16 protein-coding genes are annotated in these 18132 nt (G+C 56.6%); 10 read left to right on the plus strand and 6 right to left on the minus strand.

From position 1 onward, the window contains the following. Positions 1-4: 4 nt before the first annotated feature. Entirely contained in the window at positions 5-535 is a 531-nt protein-coding gene (locus ACR0ID_RS04670) for a TadE/TadG family type IV pilus assembly protein (protein ID WP_480604096.1), read from the minus strand. After that, positions 532-2169, minus strand: a complete 1638-nt coding sequence (locus ACR0ID_RS04675) for a Tad domain-containing protein (RefSeq protein ID WP_480604098.1) — start codon at positions 2167-2169, stop codon at positions 532-534. Before ACR0ID_RS04675 ends, ACR0ID_RS04670 begins: the two co-directional genes overlap by 4 nt. A 335-nt stretch (positions 2170-2504) precedes the next feature. Here ACR0ID_RS04675 and ACR0ID_RS04680 point away from each other — a divergent pair, with 335 nt between their 5' ends. The 4 genes from ACR0ID_RS04680 to rpoD all read left to right on the plus strand — a co-directional run bounded on the left by ACR0ID_RS04680 (position 2505) and on the right by rpoD (position 8478). Then, complete coding sequence (locus ACR0ID_RS04680) at positions 2505-3935, plus strand: Glu/Leu/Phe/Val family dehydrogenase (RefSeq protein WP_480604100.1); 1431 nt, start codon at positions 2505-2507, stop codon at positions 3933-3935. A 119-nt stretch (positions 3936-4054) separates the two neighbouring features. Further along, the gene (locus ACR0ID_RS04685) at positions 4055-4351 is read left to right on the plus strand and encodes a hypothetical protein (RefSeq protein WP_480554631.1); all 297 of its coding nucleotides are present in this window, start codon (positions 4055-4057) and stop codon (positions 4349-4351) included. An 80-nt stretch (positions 4352-4431) separates the two neighbouring features. Then, positions 4432-6381: a DNA primase gene (gene dnaG / locus ACR0ID_RS04690; RefSeq protein ID WP_480604102.1), complete on the plus strand. Its 1950-nt coding sequence runs from the start codon at positions 4432-4434 to the stop codon at positions 6379-6381. Positions 6382-6495: 114 nt separating this feature from the next. Continuing rightward, positions 6496-8478, plus strand: coding sequence for an RNA polymerase sigma factor RpoD (gene rpoD / locus ACR0ID_RS04695; protein WP_480476408.1), 1983 nt, complete (start codon positions 6496-6498; stop codon positions 8476-8478). 178 nt (positions 8479-8656) lie between these two features. Here rpoD and ACR0ID_RS04700 read toward each other — a convergent pair whose 3' ends face one another. Next, a complete protein-coding gene (locus tag ACR0ID_RS04700; protein WP_480516538.1) occupies positions 8657-9676 on the minus strand; it encodes a helix-turn-helix domain-containing protein in 1020 nt (339 codons plus the stop codon). A 344-nt stretch (positions 9677-10020) separates the two neighbouring features. Between ACR0ID_RS04700 and ACR0ID_RS04705 the strand changes: the two genes are divergently transcribed. The 6 genes from ACR0ID_RS04705 (at position 10021) to ribD (ending at position 13612) form a co-directional block, all read left to right on the plus strand. Then, positions 10021-10458, plus strand: a complete 438-nt coding sequence (locus ACR0ID_RS04705) for a thiol-disulfide oxidoreductase DCC family protein (protein WP_480604104.1) — start codon at positions 10021-10023, stop codon at positions 10456-10458. Positions 10459-10460: 2 nt separating this feature from the next. Beyond that, positions 10461-11006, plus strand: a complete 546-nt coding sequence (locus ACR0ID_RS04710; RefSeq protein WP_480604106.1) for a DUF4166 domain-containing protein — start codon at positions 10461-10463, stop codon at positions 11004-11006. 78 nt (positions 11007-11084) lie between these two features. Beyond that, positions 11085-11489, plus strand: a complete 405-nt coding sequence (locus ACR0ID_RS04715; protein WP_480493482.1) for a hypothetical protein — start codon at positions 11085-11087, stop codon at positions 11487-11489. A gap of 21 nt (positions 11490-11510) precedes the next feature. Next, positions 11511-11924: a secondary thiamine-phosphate synthase enzyme YjbQ gene (locus ACR0ID_RS04720; protein WP_480604108.1), complete on the plus strand. Its 414-nt coding sequence runs from the start codon at positions 11511-11513 to the stop codon at positions 11922-11924. Between the two features lie 120 nt (positions 11925-12044). Further along, positions 12045-12515 carry a transcriptional regulator NrdR gene (gene nrdR / locus ACR0ID_RS04725; protein WP_267367325.1) on the plus strand — a complete coding sequence of 157 codons (471 nt, stop codon included), beginning with the start codon at positions 12045-12047 and terminating at the stop codon, positions 12513-12515. Next, positions 12512-13612 (plus strand): bifunctional diaminohydroxyphosphoribosylaminopyrimidine deaminase/5-amino-6-(5-phosphoribosylamino)uracil reductase RibD, encoded by a 1101-nt coding sequence (gene ribD, locus ACR0ID_RS04730; RefSeq protein WP_480604110.1) that lies wholly within the window; start codon positions 12512-12514, stop codon positions 13610-13612. Before nrdR ends, ribD begins: the two co-directional genes overlap by 4 nt. A gap of 2 nt (positions 13613-13614) precedes the next feature. On the opposite strand, the gene ACR0ID_RS04735 is transcribed toward ribD, so the two are convergent. The 3 genes from ACR0ID_RS04735 to ACR0ID_RS04745 all read right to left on the minus strand — a co-directional run bounded on the left by ACR0ID_RS04735 (position 13615) and on the right by ACR0ID_RS04745 (position 18131). Beyond that, positions 13615-15615 (minus strand): capsular polysaccharide biosynthesis protein, encoded by a 2001-nt coding sequence (locus tag ACR0ID_RS04735; protein ID WP_480476422.1) that lies wholly within the window; start codon positions 15613-15615, stop codon positions 13615-13617. Between the two features lie 3 nt (positions 15616-15618). Beyond that, the gene (locus ACR0ID_RS04740) at positions 15619-16752 is read right to left on the minus strand and encodes a polysaccharide biosynthesis/export family protein (protein ID WP_480604113.1); all 1134 of its coding nucleotides are present in this window, start codon (positions 16750-16752) and stop codon (positions 15619-15621) included. Between the two features lie 80 nt (positions 16753-16832). Next, positions 16833-18131 (minus strand): capsule biosynthesis protein, encoded by a 1299-nt coding sequence (locus ACR0ID_RS04745; protein WP_480516553.1) that lies wholly within the window; start codon positions 18129-18131, stop codon positions 16833-16835. Position 18132: the final 1 nt, after the last annotated feature.

The raw sequence follows: 18132 nt of genomic DNA on the forward strand, positions 1-18132 counted from the left end.
GATCTTACAGTGGCTCCTGTACGAATGCCGTTGTTGCGGTCACCGCGTAGTGGCCGGTAGCGTCCGGGACAAGCTTGGCAATGGCAGAGGTCTCAAGAACCGGATCTATGCGCAGGCAGGCACGTAGGATCATCAACTCATTGGACTGGCCGCTCTTGAAATCCAGAACCGGCTTGGGATCTTCAGAACTGTCCGTGCAGGGGATGTCGTCCGAAAGCAAGATACCAGCGAACGCGTCCTGCTTGACCATTTGCAGTCGCAAATTCCCTGTACAATCCTTGATTCCGGACACTTCGCAAATCCGATCCCTGATCACGTCGTGATTCCAGTCCGTACCTGTACCCAGCCGAATATCCCTTACGATCAGGTCAACCCCACGCTCCAAAGCAGCATGCCGCATTGTGATGATGGACAGTTCGGCTCCTGCCACGAGAAGCGCCAGGAAGAAGGGTACGAGCATGATGAACTCGATTGTCGCATTCCCTGCCTCGGATTGTCGAAACAGGCGTAGCATCGACAGCTTTTTGCTGATCATTGGGTTAGCCTCAGCTTGCGGATCGACGATGCGATGGATTCAAAGGCTTTCTCAAGGTTCAGGCCACTTACGTCATAGACGTGGCTGTCAGAGCTGGCACAGTCTTTGAGGGTCCTGTATCCGCTTCTGGGCGCTTCGAATGCGATACCGTAAACGATGATACCCTGATCTTTGGCCGCATCACAAATGTGCTTGGTGCGCTGGTTCTTGGCCGACGTTTCGACTTTCGCGTAGGCCTTGGAATACCATTCTGCCCAACCGCTGGACTGCCAGTAATAGTTGTACCGTGCGTTCCATGCCAAAGATACTCGGTTAAACAGTTCAGGATATGTCAACCGAACGGCTGTTCCGGGTTCTTCGTTCAGCTCTGTCTCAGGTTCCGGGTTTCCGTAGGGATGATCCGCCCAAACGTCTTGCTGAGGCCAGAAAAAATTCGGACGACCCTCAGAGTGGTACACGGTGTACTCATCAGCTTCCGGGTTGTACCAGACGTCTGACATACCTTCGCGCAGCGATGGGTTAAGCATGTATTGATCGGTGTTCTGACCATCGGTCATAACAATGGCGATCTTCAGAACGTCGGTGCCATAGTCTGAAGGACGGACCGAGAATTTTGATGGTACAATTGTTGTACCTACAAAGGACGGATCCTGTTCCAGTGACAGGTCGCGAACAATTCCGCGCATACTCGGGTCCAGCAGGGCAGTGCCCCACTTCATCCCAATATCAATCGACGTGTTCCCACCGGGGGTGAGGGACGCAATCTGGGCAAGCAGTTTGTTCATATTGTCGGTGACAGGGGTGATTGCACTCCCTGCGCGGACCGGACAAACGGGCAGGTCGATTGACCCTTCAGAATAGGTGAAAGGATCGAAATGGGCGGTGCGCTCCAACGTGTCATCCCGTTCCAGATCAGAATCGCTGTACTGCTCTGGAATGAAGTTTACGCAGTGCGAATAACTGTGTTCCTGCGTGACATTCGTGAACTTGTCCAGGATTGATGCACCAGCGTTGACCTGCGTTGCATAAGGAACAATCGAGATTGAAATCTGTGTTTCGTCAGGTTTGTCTAGCATGAGCCTCACAAATTCCGACGCAGCTTCTCTCAATACCGCGATTTTTGTCTTTGATGGCGTGGCGGACGATTGAGACATGGAGCCGGAGATGTCGAGAACCAACGAGATTTCGACAGCGCCAATGGATTCTTCAGCCGCGCTGGTCGCAACAAGGCCCAGTTCAGTGACTTTGCCGAACCTCAGATAGCGGGTCGGCACAACCGCTTCAGCTGTAGCAGTTACTTTTTTGGAGCCGAAACCTTCGACGACCGTCGTAATGGCATTCAGATTGCCCAGCCCGGCCTTGTCCATGTAAGAATCGACGACCGCCTTGGCGGGAAGGTCCTGGTCGAGGTCTGCGGCGGCAAGCACAGCGCGGTCCAGTGTGGATTGCAGGCTAGCGCGGTCACGCTCATACTTCATGACATCCATGGCCATGCCGGTAATCGCCAGCATCAGGACCACCATAAACAATACGAAAATGGTGAAGACGCCATCTTCGTTCCGAGCGAACTGCACTAACTTGAACGTTTTGCGCTTCGGTTTCGAGCCGTCGTTACAAAGCAAGGAATTAAGCATTCTGGTTACTCCGCTTCACACGTCGAATTCGTGCGTCAAAGAAAAAGAGATTTGGGACAAAGTTAATTTTCAAACGTGGCGTGAATTGGGCGAAAAAGGCTTGGTTTTGGCCTTTTTACGCGCCCGAGGGGTATAATTCGGACCGTTTCAGGTGATCTGTCGATGAAATGAAAACAATTCGTTAGGGAGTTGGCCGATCTGAGCGACTCACCCTAGGGCAACTAAGCATGCGTTCATAAAATGATTAAAAAAAGTGCATTGTTTGATTGCAGCATGCCGCCAGTGGTGCGACAAAACGTCGTGACGTATCGTCATGTACCGCTACGGAGGATTTTATGACCGGCATCAAAGAACCCAGCTTTCGTGAAAGTGTTGACCTGATGTTCAACAGGGCAGCCGCCCTTATGGAGCTGCCGCCGGGGTTGGAGCAAAAGATCCGTGTCTGCAACGCAACCTACACAGTTCGATTTGGTGTTCGGTTGCGTGGTGAAATTCATACCTTCACCGGCTACAGATCTGTCCACTCGGAACATATGGAGCCGGTCAAGGGCGGTATTCGATATGCCACCGCAGTGAATCAGGACGAAGTCGAAGCCCTGGCTGCGCTGATGACGTATAAGTGCGCGCTTGTTGAAACGCCGTTTGGTGGCTCCAAGGGGGGGCTTTGCATTGATCCACGAGAATATGAAGAGCATGAGCTGGAACAGATCACGCGGCGATTTGCGTATGAGCTTGCAAAGCGAGACCTGATAAACCCTTCGCAAAACGTGCCCGCGCCCGATATGGGCACCAGCGAACGTGAAATGGCCTGGATCGCCGACCAATACGCGCGGATGAACACAACGGACATCAACGCGCGCGCCTGCGTCACCGGCAAGCCCTTGAATGCGGGCGGCATTGCCGGGCGGGTCGAGGCGACCGGACGTGGCATCCAATATGCGCTGCGCGAGTTTTTCCGCCACCCTGAAGACATTCAAAAAGCAGGTTTGTCGGGCAAACTGGATGGTAAGCGCATTATCGTGCAGGGGCTTGGCAATGTAGGTTATCACGCAGCCAAGTTCCTGAGCGAGGAAGATGGCGCGCGCATCACCGGAATCATCGAATGGGACGGTGCACTATTTAATCCCGACGGCATTGACGTCGAAGCCGTGCGGCAGTGGATTGTCAAACACGGCGGCGTAAAAGACTATCCCGATGCGACCCATTCCGCTGAAAGTGCAGCGGTGATGGAGGCCGAATGCGACATTCTGATCCCGGCGGCTTTGGAGGGTGTTATTAACCTGTCGAACGCCGATCGGATCAAGGCGCCGCTGATTATCGAAGCTGCCAATGGTCCGGTTACCGCTGGCGCGGATGAAGTCCTGCGCAAGAAAGGCACAGTGATCATCCCCGACATGTATGCAAATGCGGGCGGTGTGACGGTGTCTTATTTTGAATGGGTCAAGAACCTTAGCCATATCCGCTTTGGCCGGATGCAGCGTCGACAGGAAGAATCGCGTCATGAACTGATCGTCAGCGAGCTGGAAAGGCTGGACCGGTACCTGGGCGATGCATGGTCTATGTCGCCGGACTTTAAGGCCAAGTACCTCAAAGGCGCGGATGAGCTTGAGCTGGTGCGCTCGGGTCTCGATGACACAATGCGCATTGCTTATCAGTCGATGCGTGAGGTTTGGCACAGCCGTGATGATGTCGAGGACCTGCGTACGGCGGCTTATATCGTGGCGATTGACCGTGTTGCGAAAAGCTACCGCGCCAAAGGTCTCTGAATCAGACAGGCGGGGTGATCAATTCGCCCCGCCTGCATCGGCTGCGGCTTGAATGTCCATGACAGCCCGTTAGGTTGACGGGCAATCTACGTCAAAGAAACGAATCTCCGGAGAATTCCATGTTGCGTATCGCTTTTGTTGCGGCTCTGTTGGCCACCCCTTTGGCCGCTCAGGAAACCAAGGAGCAAAGCTGCAAGTATCAAGCAGATGTGGTGGCTGCGATTCAAAAGGCGCGACTGGACCGTGTAAACGAACGTGACGTTGTACAAGCGGTGGCGGATAGCGGCCCGACATGGCCGGAAAACTACAATGCTGCAATCCCGCTGATCACACCTTGGGTTTATGAGCAAAAGATGCGGGATGTGCGCAAGAAAGACCTGGGCGCGGCGTGGCTTGAACTGTGCCTGCAACAATAATCCACAACCCGGCAATTTCCCTGTGGACAACCGCGCGCCATCCCCTTGGCGCGCGTTCCTGTTTCTGTCAGGTTTGACTCATGTCATTGCCCCCCGGATTTCTGGACGAATTGCGCACGCGGCTCAGCCTCTCTCAGGTTGTCGGGCGCAAAGTCATGTGGGACCAACGCAAGTCCAATCCAGGCAAAGGGGATATGTGGGCGCCTTGCCCGTTCCATCATGAAAAGACGGCCTCGTTCCACGTGGATGACCAAAAGGGGTTTTACTACTGCTTTGGCTGCCACGCTAAAGGCGACGCGATCAGTTTTGTGAAAGAGACCGAGAATGTCTCGTTCATCGAAGCTGTCGAGATTCTGGCCCGCGAAGCCGGGATGCCGATGCCTGCGCGCGATCCGAAGGCGCAGGAAAAACAGGACCACCGAACACAGCTGGCTGATGTGATGGAGCAGGCAGCGCAGTTCTTCCGCCTGCAACTCAAGACCGGGGCAGGAGCCGCCGCACGAGACTACCTCGCGCGCCGCGGGTTGAACGCGCAAGCACTGGACCGGTGGGAGATTGGATTTGCCCCGGACGATTGGCAGGCGCTTTGGGACCATCTGCGCGGCAAGAACGTGGCCGAGGACCTGATCCTTGGGGCCGGGCTGGCCAAGCCCTCGAACAAGGGCAAAAAGCCTTATGATACCTTCCGCAACCGCATCATGTACCCGATCCGCGATCCACGCGGACGTTGTATCGCGTTTGGTGGGCGGGCGATGGACCCCAATGACAACGCGAAATATCTGAACTCGCCCGAGACCGAACTGTTCGACAAAGGACGCAGTCTTTACAATCAAGGCCCGGCACGACAGGCGGCAGGGAAGGGGCAGCCGCTGATCGTGGCCGAAGGCTATATGGACGTGATCGCGCTGGTCGAAGCCGGCTTTGGCGCGTCGGTTGCCCCTTTGGGAACGGCCATCACCGAACATCAATTGCAACTGCTGTGGCGGATATCGGACGAGCCGATCATTGCGCTGGACGGCGACACAGCAGGTCTGCGCGCGGCGATGCGGGCGGTTGATCTGGCTTTGCCGCTGCTCGAAGCTGGAAAGTCGCTGCGGTTTGCCCTGATGCCCGAGGGCAAAGACCCCGACGACCTGCTGCGCGTCGATGGGGCAGGCGCCGTGAAGGCCGTGCTGGATGGAGCCATTCCGATGGTCAAGCTGCTGTGGCAGCGCGAGACCGACGGCAAGGTGTTCGACAGCCCCGAACGCAAGGCGGCTTTGGACAAGTCCCTGCGCGAGAAAATCAAGCTTATCCGCGACCCATCGATCCGGGCGCATTATGGGCAAGAGATCAAGGACCTGCGCTGGCAATTGTTCCGCCCGCAACGGCAGCCGCAATCCCGGCAATGGCAACCGCGCGGCAAATGGGTGCCGCCAAAACAGCCCGCCACGCCCGGCGCGCGGTCCTCGTTTTTGGCCTCGGCCGAGAATGCCGAGATTCAACTGCGCGAAGCGGCCATTCTGGCTATTGCCGCGCTTAACCCCCAAGTCGTCGTGCAGTTCGAACACCAAATGGAAGAAATGGAATGCCGTGATCCCGATCATGCTGCATTGCGAACTGCAATCCTGCGCCACGCGATCGATGACCCGGACAATCTGAAGGACCACATTACCGAAACTTTAGGGCCCTCGGCCCTTGAAAACCTGCTGGCCCTTCGCCATGTCGCCGTAATCCCCTGTGTGTTCAAACCAGGCGACGTCGAAAAGGCCGAGATGACACTGGCCGAAGAACTCGCGAAAATCAAAGCGCTCCGGGGGCGTGAGGAAGAAGTAGTTGAGGGTCAAGAAGAGATCACAGCTACTCCGGATGAAACACTTACATACCGACTTGGTCAGGCGGCAGAAGAACTTAATCGCGCAACACGAAGTCAAAACGAAGACAAGGCTGTATACGATGTTGCACACAACGGTGCTCGTTTGAAGAAAGCTGAACGAGATGGCTTTGCTGATTCCCTTGCCAAGATCGATTTCACTCGGAAACGCCGGTAAAATGGTGTTTTCGTAAGGCACTGGAAAAGAAAAACAGGTAAACGGGTGGTCGAATCACTTCTACGCGCTAATGATTCGGTTCAAACGAATCACCCATCCCTGCAGGAGCATTGAATGGCCGCCAAAGATACGACCGAAGATAGCAAATCCGACGAGCAGGAACAGGAAATCTCGCTGGACATGAGCCAGGCCAACGTCAAGAAGATGATCGCCGAGGCCCGCGAGAAAGGTTACATCACCTACGATCAGCTCAATCAGGTTTTGCCGCCTGATCAGGTCAGCTCGGAACAGATCGAAGACGTTATGTCGATGCTGTCCGAGATGGGCATCAACATCATCGAAGATGAAGAGGCCGAAGAGGAAGAGAACAAAGGCTCGACCGATCTGACAACCACCGAAAGCAACCGCGAGGTTGCGTTGGCAGGGGCCGCTACCGAAAAGCTGGACCGCACCGACGACCCTGTTCGCATGTATCTGCGCGAGATGGGTTCGGTTGAACTGCTCAGCCGTGAGGGCGAGATTGCCATCGCCAAGCGGATTGAAGCAGGGCGCAACACCATGATCGCAGGCCTGTGCGAAAGCCCGTTGACCTTCCAGGCGATCACCATCTGGCACGATGAATTGTTGTCCGAAGACATTCTGCTGCGTGATGTCATCGATCTGGAAACCACGTTCGGCAACCAGCTGGACGAAGACGGCGATGCGCCAGTCGTTGATGCGTCTGCCGTGCAGGCTGCAAAACCTGCAAGAGAGGCCGGGCCGGAACTGGATGCGGATGGCAACCCGATCACCAGCGACGACGATGATGACGAAGACGATCAGGTCAATATGTCGCTGGCCGCGATGGAAGCGGCATTGAAGGATCAGGTTCTGACCACTCTGGAACGGATCTCTACCGATTTCGCGATGCTGTCTGAAATGCAGGACAGCCGTATTTCGGCCACCCTGAACGAGGATGGCACGTTCAGCGAAGAGGACGAAGCGACTTATCAGAAGTTGCGGGCCGAGATTGTGCAACTGGTGAATGGTCTTCACCTGCACAACAACCGGATCGAAGCTTTGATCGATCAGCTTTACGGTATCAACCGTCGCGTTATGGCGCTGGACAGCTCGATGGTGAAGCTGGCCGATCAGGCGCGGATCAACCGTCGCGAGTTCATCGACGAATACCGCGGCCGCGAACTTGACCCGAACTGGCTGGCCGAGATGGCGGAAAAGCCGGGTCGGGGTTGGCAGATGTTCATCGAACGCTCGACCGCGAAGGTCGAAGAGCTGCGCAACGACATGGCTCAGGTCGGCCAGTATGTGGGTCTGGACATCAGCGAATTCCGCCGCATCGTTCAGCAGGTCCAGAAGGGCGAAAAAGAGGCGCGGCAGGCCAAGAAGGAAATGGTCGAAGCCAACCTGCGTCTGGTGATCTCGATCGCCAAGAAGTACACGAACCGCGGCCTGCAATTCCTTGATCTTATTCAGGAAGGTAATATCGGCCTGATGAAGGCGGTAGACAAGTTCGAATACCGCCGCGGCTATAAGTTCTCGACCTATGCAACGTGGTGGATTCGTCAGGCGATCACGCGTTCAATCGCGGATCAGGCGCGCACGATCCGCATTCCGGTTCACATGATCGAAACGATCAACAAGCTGGTCCGGACCGGCCGCCAGATGCTGCACGAGATCGGCCGCGAACCGACACCCGAGGAACTGGCCGAAAAGCTGCAAATGCCGCTTGAGAAGGTTCGCAAGGTGATGAAAATCGCCAAAGAGCCGATTTCGCTGGAAACGCCGATTGGTGACGAAGAAGACAGCCAGCTGGGTGATTTCATCGAGGACAAGAATGCCGTGCTTCCTCTGGACAGCGCCATTCAGGAAAACCTCAAGGAAACCACCACACGGGTTTTGGCATCGCTCACCCCGCGCGAAGAACGTGTGCTGCGGATGCGTTTCGGCATCGGTATGAACACCGACCACACGCTTGAAGAGGTGGGTCAGCAGTTCAGCGTGACCCGCGAACGTATTCGCCAGATCGAAGCGAAGGCGCTGCGGAAGCTGAAGCATCCCAGCCGATCCCGAAAGCTTCGGTCCTTCCTGGATCAATAATTTCCAAGGCGCCTCACCCGAGGCGCCTTTTTTCAATCAAGGCGCTCTTCACGATGGCCTGTTCTCCCATCACATTGGCGGGAACGCACAAGGCCCGGACCTCCTGTCCTTCTATATCCGTTCTGTCCACTCATGGGACGGGCCGGGGCGAGGTTTTTCAAGCTGATGACCCCCGGTCTCACGTCCGTATCGGGTGTGCCAATCGTGTCTTGAACGCGCTGGGCGGCTGGCCTGTCCAACGTTTGAAAGCGGTCGAAAATGCGGCCTGATCCGCATAGCCCAGCGAATAGGCGATTTCGGACAAGGGCATTTCATTCTTGATAAAGGTCTGCGCCAGGTCGCACCGCAGTTCGTCGACAACATCGCGATAGCTGGTGCCTTCATCCCTGAGGCGCCTGCTGAAGGTTCTAAGGCTCATCCCCAGATCAGCCGCGACGCTTTCGGCCTGCGGGATTGCGCCGGGCAGGGAACGGGTAACCAGCCCTTCGACCTTGGAGCGGGTCAGATGTTTGGGGGCGCCTCTCTCAGAAAGCAGGCGATCTGCATATCCCAGCAAGTGCTCTCTGAGTTGGGGGTCATATGTCGGCACAGGCAGGTCCAGCGCGGAAAGTGGCAGGATAATCTCGAGGTTCTCAGCCCCAAAGGTCACGGGAAAACCGGCAAGCTTCTCAAATCTTCGGGCGTGGTCGCCGACCCTGTGCTGAAACCGAATTTCTATCGGATAGAGATTGACTTGCGTCAGGTTCCGCATTCTGGCCAGGGTCGCAAATATCAGGAATTCGGTGCGTCTATGATACCGCGCAAATCCGGGGTCTTTCCACTCGGCTTCCAAGGTCGCAAAGTTACCCGCGACGCGCAGGTTAAGCGCGATGGCAGGGTCGATGATGCCGTGAAAGCGCGAGAGGTTCTCCATCACCTGTTTCAGATCGCGGGAATACTTGCTGATATAGGCGGTCACGGTCGAGGCTGACGTAACCTCAAGACCCGTGCGAGCCGCAAACGTGACGTCGTGGGTGGCGTCACATGCATAACGGATAAACAAAGCCTCGCTTTGTACGCTGTAGGTTGAGACCGGCGGCGCGATATCCTGAGGGCGCAGCCCTGCCATCTTCAGGACATTACAGGACATATCGCCATTTCCGGAATAGCGGTCCAGTGCCTGAACAAACAGATGAAGTCGGCCGATATCGACATCCATCGCGAAACAGTACCTCAAATTTTCAAATACATAAGCAGACTATTAAAGAATTCTCTTTCATGATCGAGGTGCTGACAAGTCGATTTCACACAGAAACAAGCCATCGGCGGCAAATTCTCGAAATTTATTGACCAGTATGGACAAGCGTCGCCATGTGCAACGAACCAATTCAGCAATGTTGCCGGGTCCAGACCTTTATGGGGATGAGGTCAGAGCCTCGGGGAAATCACCAGCCTCTGGTCAAGGCTCCCCGGCACGCCCCCATACCTTTCGTACATGTCGCATTGCTTCGCTCAGGTGGTTTTGTCAGGCTGGCTTTAAGTCAAAAATACCGGTGAAAAACCTTGCAAGATGTTTTCGAGAATACAGGGGTTTATGACCAAAACCTGATTGTGTTTGACGGCGAATGCGTGCTGTGTTCGGGATTTTTCCAGTTTATGCTGAAACGTGACCGGCGCCATGTTTTCCAATTTGCAACGGCGCAGTCCCCGCTTGGGCAAAAGCTATATCGTGATCTCGGCCTTCCCACACAGGATTTTCAAACAAATCTGGTCGTTGTGGATGGCGCTGTTTTTCAGCACCTGGATGCGTTTTCTGAGGCGATGCGACAGTTGCGCGCTCCGTGGTCGCTGTTATCAATATGCCGGTTTCTGCCTCGGCTTATCAAGGATCCGGCCTATCGCTTGATCGCACGAAACAGATACGCGTTCTTCGGGCGTTCCGAGACATGTCTGGTTCCCGGTCCCGATATCAGCGCTCGTTTTGCCGAAAACGGGTACTAGCGATGGGCGATCCCTTTCTTAAGGCGATAGGATCGACCGAAAGGTTGCCAAAGGCGGTTCGAATTCTGCACATGAGCGAGGGCTGCTTTGCGGGACGCTGCGATATCGAACGTGGCAAAGGGATATGGGTTGCCCTTGTAACACGTCTGGCAGGGTTTCCGCAAAGCGGCAAAGACGTCCCTGTCTCCCTGCACATTGATACAAATGGCGAAATCTGGTCATGGGACCGGAATTTCGCGGGCCACAAAACCCGATCAACTCTGAAATATGATACGAAAAGAGAATGTGTTCGGGAATCTTTCGGCTCGATTTCAATCTGGTTAAAGCCCATTTGGCGGGAAAACGGAATGCACATCAAAATCCTCCGCCTGACCGTGTTTGGTATTCCGATGCCAGCTTTTACCTTGCCGCGATCAAGAACGCGCGAATGGCGGGACAAAGCGGGGCGCTTTCGGTTTGATGTGTCTGCGGACGCGCCGGGACTGGGAATGTTGATCAGGTATCAGGGATGGCTCACGCCGGTTCACGTATCGCACGAGACAGATTAAACAGAACGTGAGCGACCCTGTGCCGACGAAGCTAATGGCCTAACCTTTTTGACACACACAATCAGGGAAGTAATGACAATGAAACATACACGGACATTTGCCGCGATTGCCGCCCTGGCGTTCAGCATTCCCATGGCTGCTGACGCAGCGCCGCACGGGTACCGGACCGAGCCGATAAACGCTACTGACTTCGAGGTTATTCCGCGCGGCGACCAGCGTACCGAAGGATACTGGTGCGCGGCAGCGGATTATGCACGGCGTACTTTGGGCGCGGGCTGGCGCGATCCGATCTACGTGTTGCGCGGGTATGGGCCAAGCGTCACCACAGGGCGTAAAACAGCGGTTCAGTTTTCGATCAAGCCGCCACAGAATGTCGGTGCGCAGCCAAGCAGCTTTGTTTCGGTTGGTTTTCAGCCGGGGTACAGCATATCTGTACAAGGCGCGAATGCCAGGTGTAACTATCGACCGTTCTTTAACGACTGACAAAACGGCGAGACACCGTGAATGCAGACTGAATTTGTAATTCAGACCCAAGGTTCAGGTCTTTACGAGTTCACGGCCGAGTTGAGGCATTGGCTGGGGCAGGTGGCGACGGATGGCTTACTGACGCTTTTCGTTCGCCACACCTCCTGTTCGTTGCTTATTCAGGAAAACGCGGATCCCGAAGTTCAAACCGACCTTCGGGCGTTCTTCGAAAGGCTGGTGCCGCCATCCAATCACCCGTCAATGTCGTATCTAAGGCATACTTATGAAGGCCCCGATGACATGCCCGCGCATATAAAGGCTGCGCTGTTGCCTGTATCCTTGTCGATACCTGTGGTGCAGGGTCGCCCATGCCTTGGAACATGGCAGGGGATATATCTGTTTGAACACCGCACGGCACCACACCAGAGACGGATTGCAGCGCACCTGGCCTGACCCTTTATCTAGCGGTTGAAATTTCCGACTACCCAAATCCTAGTTGCTGCCCTATAGTTGTGGATAAGTAAGTCGCAGCGCTTACAAAAAGAGGCGGAACAAGGGACGAGGAGACGGCGGATGCGCTGCCCGTTTTGCGGAAATATCGATACTCAGGTAAAAGATTCACGTCCGGCAGAGGATCACGTGGCAATCCGCCGACGCCGGTTCTGCCCGGCCTGTGGCGGGCGGTTCACGACCTATGAACGTGTGCAACTGCGTGATTTGGTTGTCATAAAGACCAATGGGAAGCGCGAGGACTTCGACCGCGACAAACTGGAACGTTCGATCCGTATCTCGATGCAGAAACGGCCAGTTGATCCTGAACGGATCGATCAGATGATATCGGGTATCGTACGTCGGCTGGAAAGCATGGGCGATACGGATATCCCGTCCCACAAGATCGGCGAGATCGTCATGGAAGCTCTGGCGCGGATCGATACCGTCGCTTATGTTCGCTTTGCGAGTGTGTACAAGAATTTCCAGGCGGCCGATGATTTTGAGGAGTTTGTCCACGAACTGCGCCCGCCGCAGCCACCGACGGACGAGTGAGCGAAACAGATAAGCGATTCATGGCGCTGGCCCTGTCACTGGGGCGGCGCGGTCAGGGGATGTGCTGGCCAAACCCTGCAGTGGGTTGTGTTATCGTGCGCAAAGGCCGGATTGTCGGGCGCGGTTGGACCCAGCCTGGCGGTCGCCCCCATGCCGAGACCGAGGCTTTGGCGCAAGCCGGGCAGGCCGCGCACGGTGCGACCGCCTATGTAACTTTGGAACCCTGCGCCCATCACGGCAAGACACCCCCCTGTGCCGAGGCTTTGATTGCTGCGAGTGTCGCCCGTGTCGTGGCCGCCGTGGAAGACAGTGATCCGCGCGTCGCAGGGCAGGGCTTTGCCAAGTTGCGCGAGGCCGGAATTAAGGTCGTAACCGGTGTCCTCGCAGAGCAGGCGGAACGTGATCTGGAAGGCTTCTTCCTGAAGACGGAACAAGGCCGACCTTTCGTGACCCTCAAGCTAGCCAGCAGTTTTGATGGGCGGATCGCAACCTCGACCGGACACAGCCAATGGATCACCGGGCCACAGGCGCGTCGTGTCGTCCATGCCATGCGTGCGCGTCACGATGCGGTGATGGTCGGAGCGGGTACCGCGCGGGCCGACGATCCGTCACTGACGGTTCGGGATCTTGGCGTTGAACATCAACCGGTGCGCGTTGTCGTTTCGCGCCATATGGACATATCCCTGATGGGACATTTGGCCCGCACGGCATCAAAGACACCTGTCTGGCTCTGCCATGCGCATCACCCGGACGCCGAGCGCGCGAAAGCCTGGGAAGGACTGGGCGCAAGGCTGATCCCCTGCGCGTTGAAAGATCATCAGATTGACGCGGTCGATCTGCTCCATCAATTGGGGCAAGCCGGTCTGACCAGCGTCTTCTGCGAAGGGGGGGCGGCGCTGGCGGCGTCACTGCTGGCCGAGGATCTGGTGGATGAACTGGTCGGATTTACTGCCGGATTGACCATCGGAGCCGAGGGGCTGGCGGCAGTTGGAACATTGGGGTTAACGACGCTGGACGCGGCGCCAAGATTCGAGCTGATGGAAACCAATAGGGTGGGTGGGGATATCCTGCACCGTTGGCGCAGGGCGTCTGACTAGGTTTAGCGCCACAAGTGCGCATGTGTCGCAAACACGCCCTGAAGTTTTGACAGAACACGATTGAAGGGACCGGTCGGGGCACAAGTGCCCTGCGCCAGACGTTCAACGGCAACCTCGACGGGGCAGGGTTGCCCCGTGACCGGGTCGAAATAGCGAGGATAATCAATAAGGGTGGCATGGACGAGGCCCATCAACGTCGGTCGCGCACCACGCCGGGCAGGAACAGCCCCCAGATCCGTGGTCAGCCCCCAACCCGCATAAAAAGGCGCGCCCAGAGTTGTAACCTTCACGCCGCGCAGCAAAGCTTCGAACCCCAGAAGCGACGTCATGGTCCATACTTCCTGCACGTGCAGCAACAATGATGCGGGGTCTGTTTGGGTTGCAACGATGTCGGCAATTGCCTCGGCATCGATCCTGCCTTCGCGCAAACCCGCTTCGACATCGGGGTGGGGTTTGTAAATCAGGATCGCGTCGGGATTGGCGTCGCGCGCAGCTTTCAGCAGGTCCAGATTGTTGCGAACCGCGCTGGTACCCAACAGGATTGAGGCATCGTCCTCGACCTGTCCGGGCACAAGAATACGATGGCCTTCGGGCAGGGGGCTGGCGGGATTGCCGGTATTGTATTTGCTCAAGCCTGCGGCCAAGAGGTTCTCGATAAGACGCTCTGCGCGCAGGTCCTGATCCGGCCTCAACGTTTCACGCAAAGTGATCAACTCTTCCAACTGGCTGGGTTTTGTCGGGTCGTAATAGATACCGAATTCGTCCGTCACCAGCGACAGTGGCGGGACCAGTGCCGCCCCAAGTCCGCGTGAACGCAAGAACCCGTCTTCGACCCGAACCGCCCCTTCGGTGTTTCTTGCCTGGCTGGCCCAGACCATGTGGGGGTGGTCCGGTGTGCCGGGTTGAGATGCCGTAAAGCGCAGCTTTCCATGTTGTCCGAAGAACTGTTGCAGATGCCTGCGTTTCCACAAGCGCATCCCGGATGCCGTCCAGCCGTTCTTGTCCTGTCGCCAAACGCGGGTCTGTGCCTCTAACGTGTCCAGCACCGTTTCCAGCTCGCACAGCTGATCGCGATAGGGATCGTACCAAGTCGGGTAAAGCAGCATGGCGGCCGCGAACAATTGTGCCCGTGTCAGGCTGCGCTGACGACGCGGAACGGGGCGGTCATCCTGCGTCAGGCCCCATCCTGCATAGAAAGGTTGGCCGAAAACACGCGGTTTGTGGCCAGCCAGAATTGCCTCAAACCCCAGTTGCGAGGACACGGTGTAGACTGCGACAGCCCCTTCAAGCAACGGCCATGGGCTGATCGGGTCGCTGAACTGCGATATCCGGTCTGACAGGTCCTGATTGGTAAAATGCCCCTGACGGTGACCAGCCAGTGTTTCAGGATGCGTCTTGATCAGGATACGCGCGCCGGGGTTTTCCTCCTGCGCCAAGACAAGCATTTCAAGAAACCGGGCGCGGTCCGCTCTGCTTGCTGTTACCGACGCATCGCCGGCCGTCTGATCAATCACCAGAACATAACCCGGATCGGGTGGGTCAAGATCGAGATCGAAGGCGGAGTACTTGCTGAGGTTAAGCTCCCTGATCCGCGTGATCGCGGCGCGGGCACGGTTCAGCAGGGCCGTGTCATCCAGGGGGTGCGTGGCCAGCACTGTTTCAAGCTCAGACGGCGTGGCGGCATCGAAATGCAGGCCGGAACGATCCAGTAACAGCCCCAAAGGGGGCTCGCCATTCCGGCCCGGGTGCAGAGATCTGAGAAAGGCGTCCTCGACCCGCAGAACCGGGGCAGCGTGTTTTTCGGCGATCTTAAGGCCGCGATGTGCTGTCGGGCTGTTACCCCAGACGCCTACGCAATCGCCGTCTTTGGGATATCCCAGACGAATGTCGTAACCCGAAAGCGACAGGATTCGTCTCAGACGTTTCTGGGTCAGAAAGCCGCCGTTATAGACGAACAGCCGATTTTGCCCGCTCCCGGCTGACGTGTCGGGATCGGGCCTCATGCATCAATTGCCGGTTAGGGTGGCAACGTTTGCAACGGGTGTCAGACCGCCTGCGATAAGTGAGATCGATTTGCTCCATTGTGCATAGGGCGCTTCGGTCACGTAGATCGTATCATCGTCCCGGATCACGAAATCGCGTGCAATGAACAGGCCGTTGGGGGCTGTCAGGTTCAGCAGGTAGATCATGCGCTGATCCCCTTTGAGGTCGGCGCGTCCGGTGATACTGCGGGCGACTTCCTGACGTTCCTTGCGCAGGATAAAGATACCCGTTGGATCTGAGGACAGCGTCAGCAGACCACCGACCTGTGCCAAGGCTTCCAGTGCCGACAGGTCCTGGCTTTCAAATGCCACGCGCGACTGGCCCCCGGTTGCGCCAAGGGCGATATACGATCTGCTGTCCTCTTCCACCAGAATGCGGTCGCCACCGCGCAGGGCGACGTCCAGCTTGGGGTTGCGAAACAGGTCCTCGTACCAGACGGTACCCTTCTGATCGCCCCGGATCAGGGTCACCAGCGCGATGTCAGACGCGACCGAGACTCCGCCTGCCTGGGACAACATACCAAGCAGCGACCGGGTTGGCCGTTCAATCGGATAAATGCCCGGCGCGGCAACCGTGCCCGTCAGCGAGACGGTGGACCCGTCACCAGCGACGCGCCGCACTTCGACCTGCGGGTCCGGCGTTTGCTCCTGAAGCTTGTCTGTGATCAGAACGCGCAGCTGTTCCGGCGTGTTTCCCGCAGCCCGAATCCGGCCTGCATAGGGAACAAAGATAAATCCATCGCTGTCGACCTGAACCTCATTCAACGCGGTTGCAAGACCGGTTTCGCCGGACAGAAGGCCATCGTCGACGTTTTCCCAGATGGTCAGCCCCAGCACGTCGCCAGGGCGGACGGTATCCGCGGTCAATGTCTGGGCACTGCTAAAGGAGGAAGAAAAACCATACTGAGGAATAGCGGATGTCGCGCGTGTGACGTTGTCATCAACTTCAACGACAAATGCGTTGCCCCCTTTTTGAACTGAACCGGCCAGAATTTCGGATTTGTTCGGTCCGGATTTTGGCAGCTGGCACGCGGCCAGCAGGCCAATTGCAGCCACAAAGGACACGCCCCGAATCCATCGCCTAGGAGAGACTTTCACCGCCCGATATCCTCAGTCTTTTGTAGTTGCGTGCAGATTAGCTGGTAAGTTGCTTAACTTCCAGTCACACACCACCCGTTTCATTCGACGACTTTCAACTGTGTCGTTCGCGCCTCGTTCGTATTCAGAACCGATTGGTAGGGATCGTTGGTGTCCAAAAGCATATCCACGGCGCGGCGCAGCAGCTGACGGCGCCCTCGTCTTGAATAGAACCCGCCGGGTACCTGACTGGTTTCCAGAAGAAATTGCCGATAACAGCGATAGGCTTCGGAATCGGGGCGGCAAGGATCGGCAAAAAACGCCGCGATCGGCTGCTGCGAGACGAAATCGGGTTTGTCATAAACCGAACGCCCGAAAATGCGCAATGGAATGCCCCGCCACAGGACCTGCTGTCCGGCGGTGGAATTCACGGTGACGGCCGAATTCGCCTCATCCAGCAATCTGGCCAGCTTGCCGCCCGGCACATAATGAACCCGGTCGTCGATGCCGTGTTTTCTGGCAATCTCGCGAGCCCGGCGTCGCAACGGTTCGCGATGGTTTTCCAGGGGGTGTTCCTTTACCACCAGCCTGTGATGGGTCGGCGCGCCTTGCGCAAATCCTTCGATTGCCAGCTCAAGAAATTCACACATGCCCGAAAAGCTGGAATGAGCCTTCACCGAGCTGTCATGCCCAAGCTGCAACAGAACGAGGTGGTAGGGGTATCCGCCCCATCTGACCCGCGCCGTCGCCACACTTCGCTGAAGACGATGAAAAGGCATCAAGAACAGGCGCTTGAGGTACAATCTGAATTCTTGCGAGACAGGTAATTCCCTGTGCGGTTGAAAGTTTCGGTAGCGGCTGTTCAGAGTCATCACGAACCAATGATAAAGGGCGCCATAGAAGATATGATGCCGCATGTCTCCCCAATGCGACGGGGGCGGCGGCGCCTTTCGGTCGGACAGGGCCATGGCCTGACGCATCTGCTGAACGTCCAGCGTCATCAGCCGGGAATTTCCATTTGACCCGTCCCGCTCATAGGTCACCCACCAGGGGCGCAGATACCCCTCCTCGAATACATGTACGGTAACTCCGCAAGACCGTGCGATTTCGACCGCACGCGCATGTATGGGTCTGGTGTCGCCATATAGTACAATGTCCGTAACAGCTTTTTCAGCGATTAAAGAGGACAGTGTTGCGGGCCAGTTTTCCGGTTTGTCCTGAAACGGGATGTAACTTGCTTTGTCAAACCAGAACGCCTGATCGCCTGCATTGAATCCAACTCGCCAGACCCGAGCCCCCGTCGCGCGCAACATACGCCCCAAGGCCGGGAAAAAAGGTCCGTGCGGGCCCTGAAGGAACAGGAAGACCCGATCATGAGACCTTAAAGGCGGGTGCTGCATC

The sequence above is a fragment of the Ruegeria sp. AL2 genome, from assembly GCF_056540845.1.

What these genes read in the sequence shown, in the direction of transcription:
- ACR0ID_RS04670 (WP_480604096.1), bottom strand. Translation starts at nt 535, where the DNA reads ATGATCAGCAAAAAGCTGTCGATGCTACGCCTGTTTCGACAATCCGAG.
- ACR0ID_RS04675 (WP_480604098.1), bottom strand. Translation starts at nt 2,169, where the DNA reads ATGCTTAATTCCTTGCTTTGTAACGACGGCTCGAAACCGAAGCGCAAA.
- ACR0ID_RS04680 (WP_480604100.1), top strand. Translation starts at nt 2,505, where the DNA reads ATGACCGGCATCAAAGAACCCAGCTTTCGTGAAAGTGTTGACCTGATG.
- ACR0ID_RS04685 (WP_480554631.1), top strand. Translation starts at nt 4,055, where the DNA reads ATGTTGCGTATCGCTTTTGTTGCGGCTCTGTTGGCCACCCCTTTGGCC.
- dnaG (WP_480604102.1), top strand. Translation starts at nt 4,432, where the DNA reads ATGTCATTGCCCCCCGGATTTCTGGACGAATTGCGCACGCGGCTCAGC.
- rpoD (WP_480476408.1), top strand. Translation starts at nt 6,496, where the DNA reads ATGGCCGCCAAAGATACGACCGAAGATAGCAAATCCGACGAGCAGGAA.
- ACR0ID_RS04700 (WP_480516538.1), bottom strand. Translation starts at nt 9,676, where the DNA reads ATGGATGTCGATATCGGCCGACTTCATCTGTTTGTTCAGGCACTGGAC.
- ACR0ID_RS04710 (WP_480604106.1), top strand. Translation starts at nt 10,461, where the DNA reads ATGGGCGATCCCTTTCTTAAGGCGATAGGATCGACCGAAAGGTTGCCA.
- ACR0ID_RS04715 (WP_480493482.1), top strand. Translation starts at nt 11,085, where the DNA reads ATGAAACATACACGGACATTTGCCGCGATTGCCGCCCTGGCGTTCAGC.
- ACR0ID_RS04720 (WP_480604108.1), top strand. Translation starts at nt 11,511, where the DNA reads ATGCAGACTGAATTTGTAATTCAGACCCAAGGTTCAGGTCTTTACGAG.
- nrdR (WP_267367325.1), top strand. Translation starts at nt 12,045, where the DNA reads ATGCGCTGCCCGTTTTGCGGAAATATCGATACTCAGGTAAAAGATTCA.
- ACR0ID_RS04735 (WP_480476422.1), bottom strand. Translation starts at nt 15,615, where the DNA reads ATGAGGCCCGATCCCGACACGTCAGCCGGGAGCGGGCAAAATCGGCTG.
- ACR0ID_RS04745 (WP_480516553.1), bottom strand. Translation starts at nt 18,131, where the DNA reads ATGCAGCACCCGCCTTTAAGGTCTCATGATCGGGTCTTCCTGTTCCTT.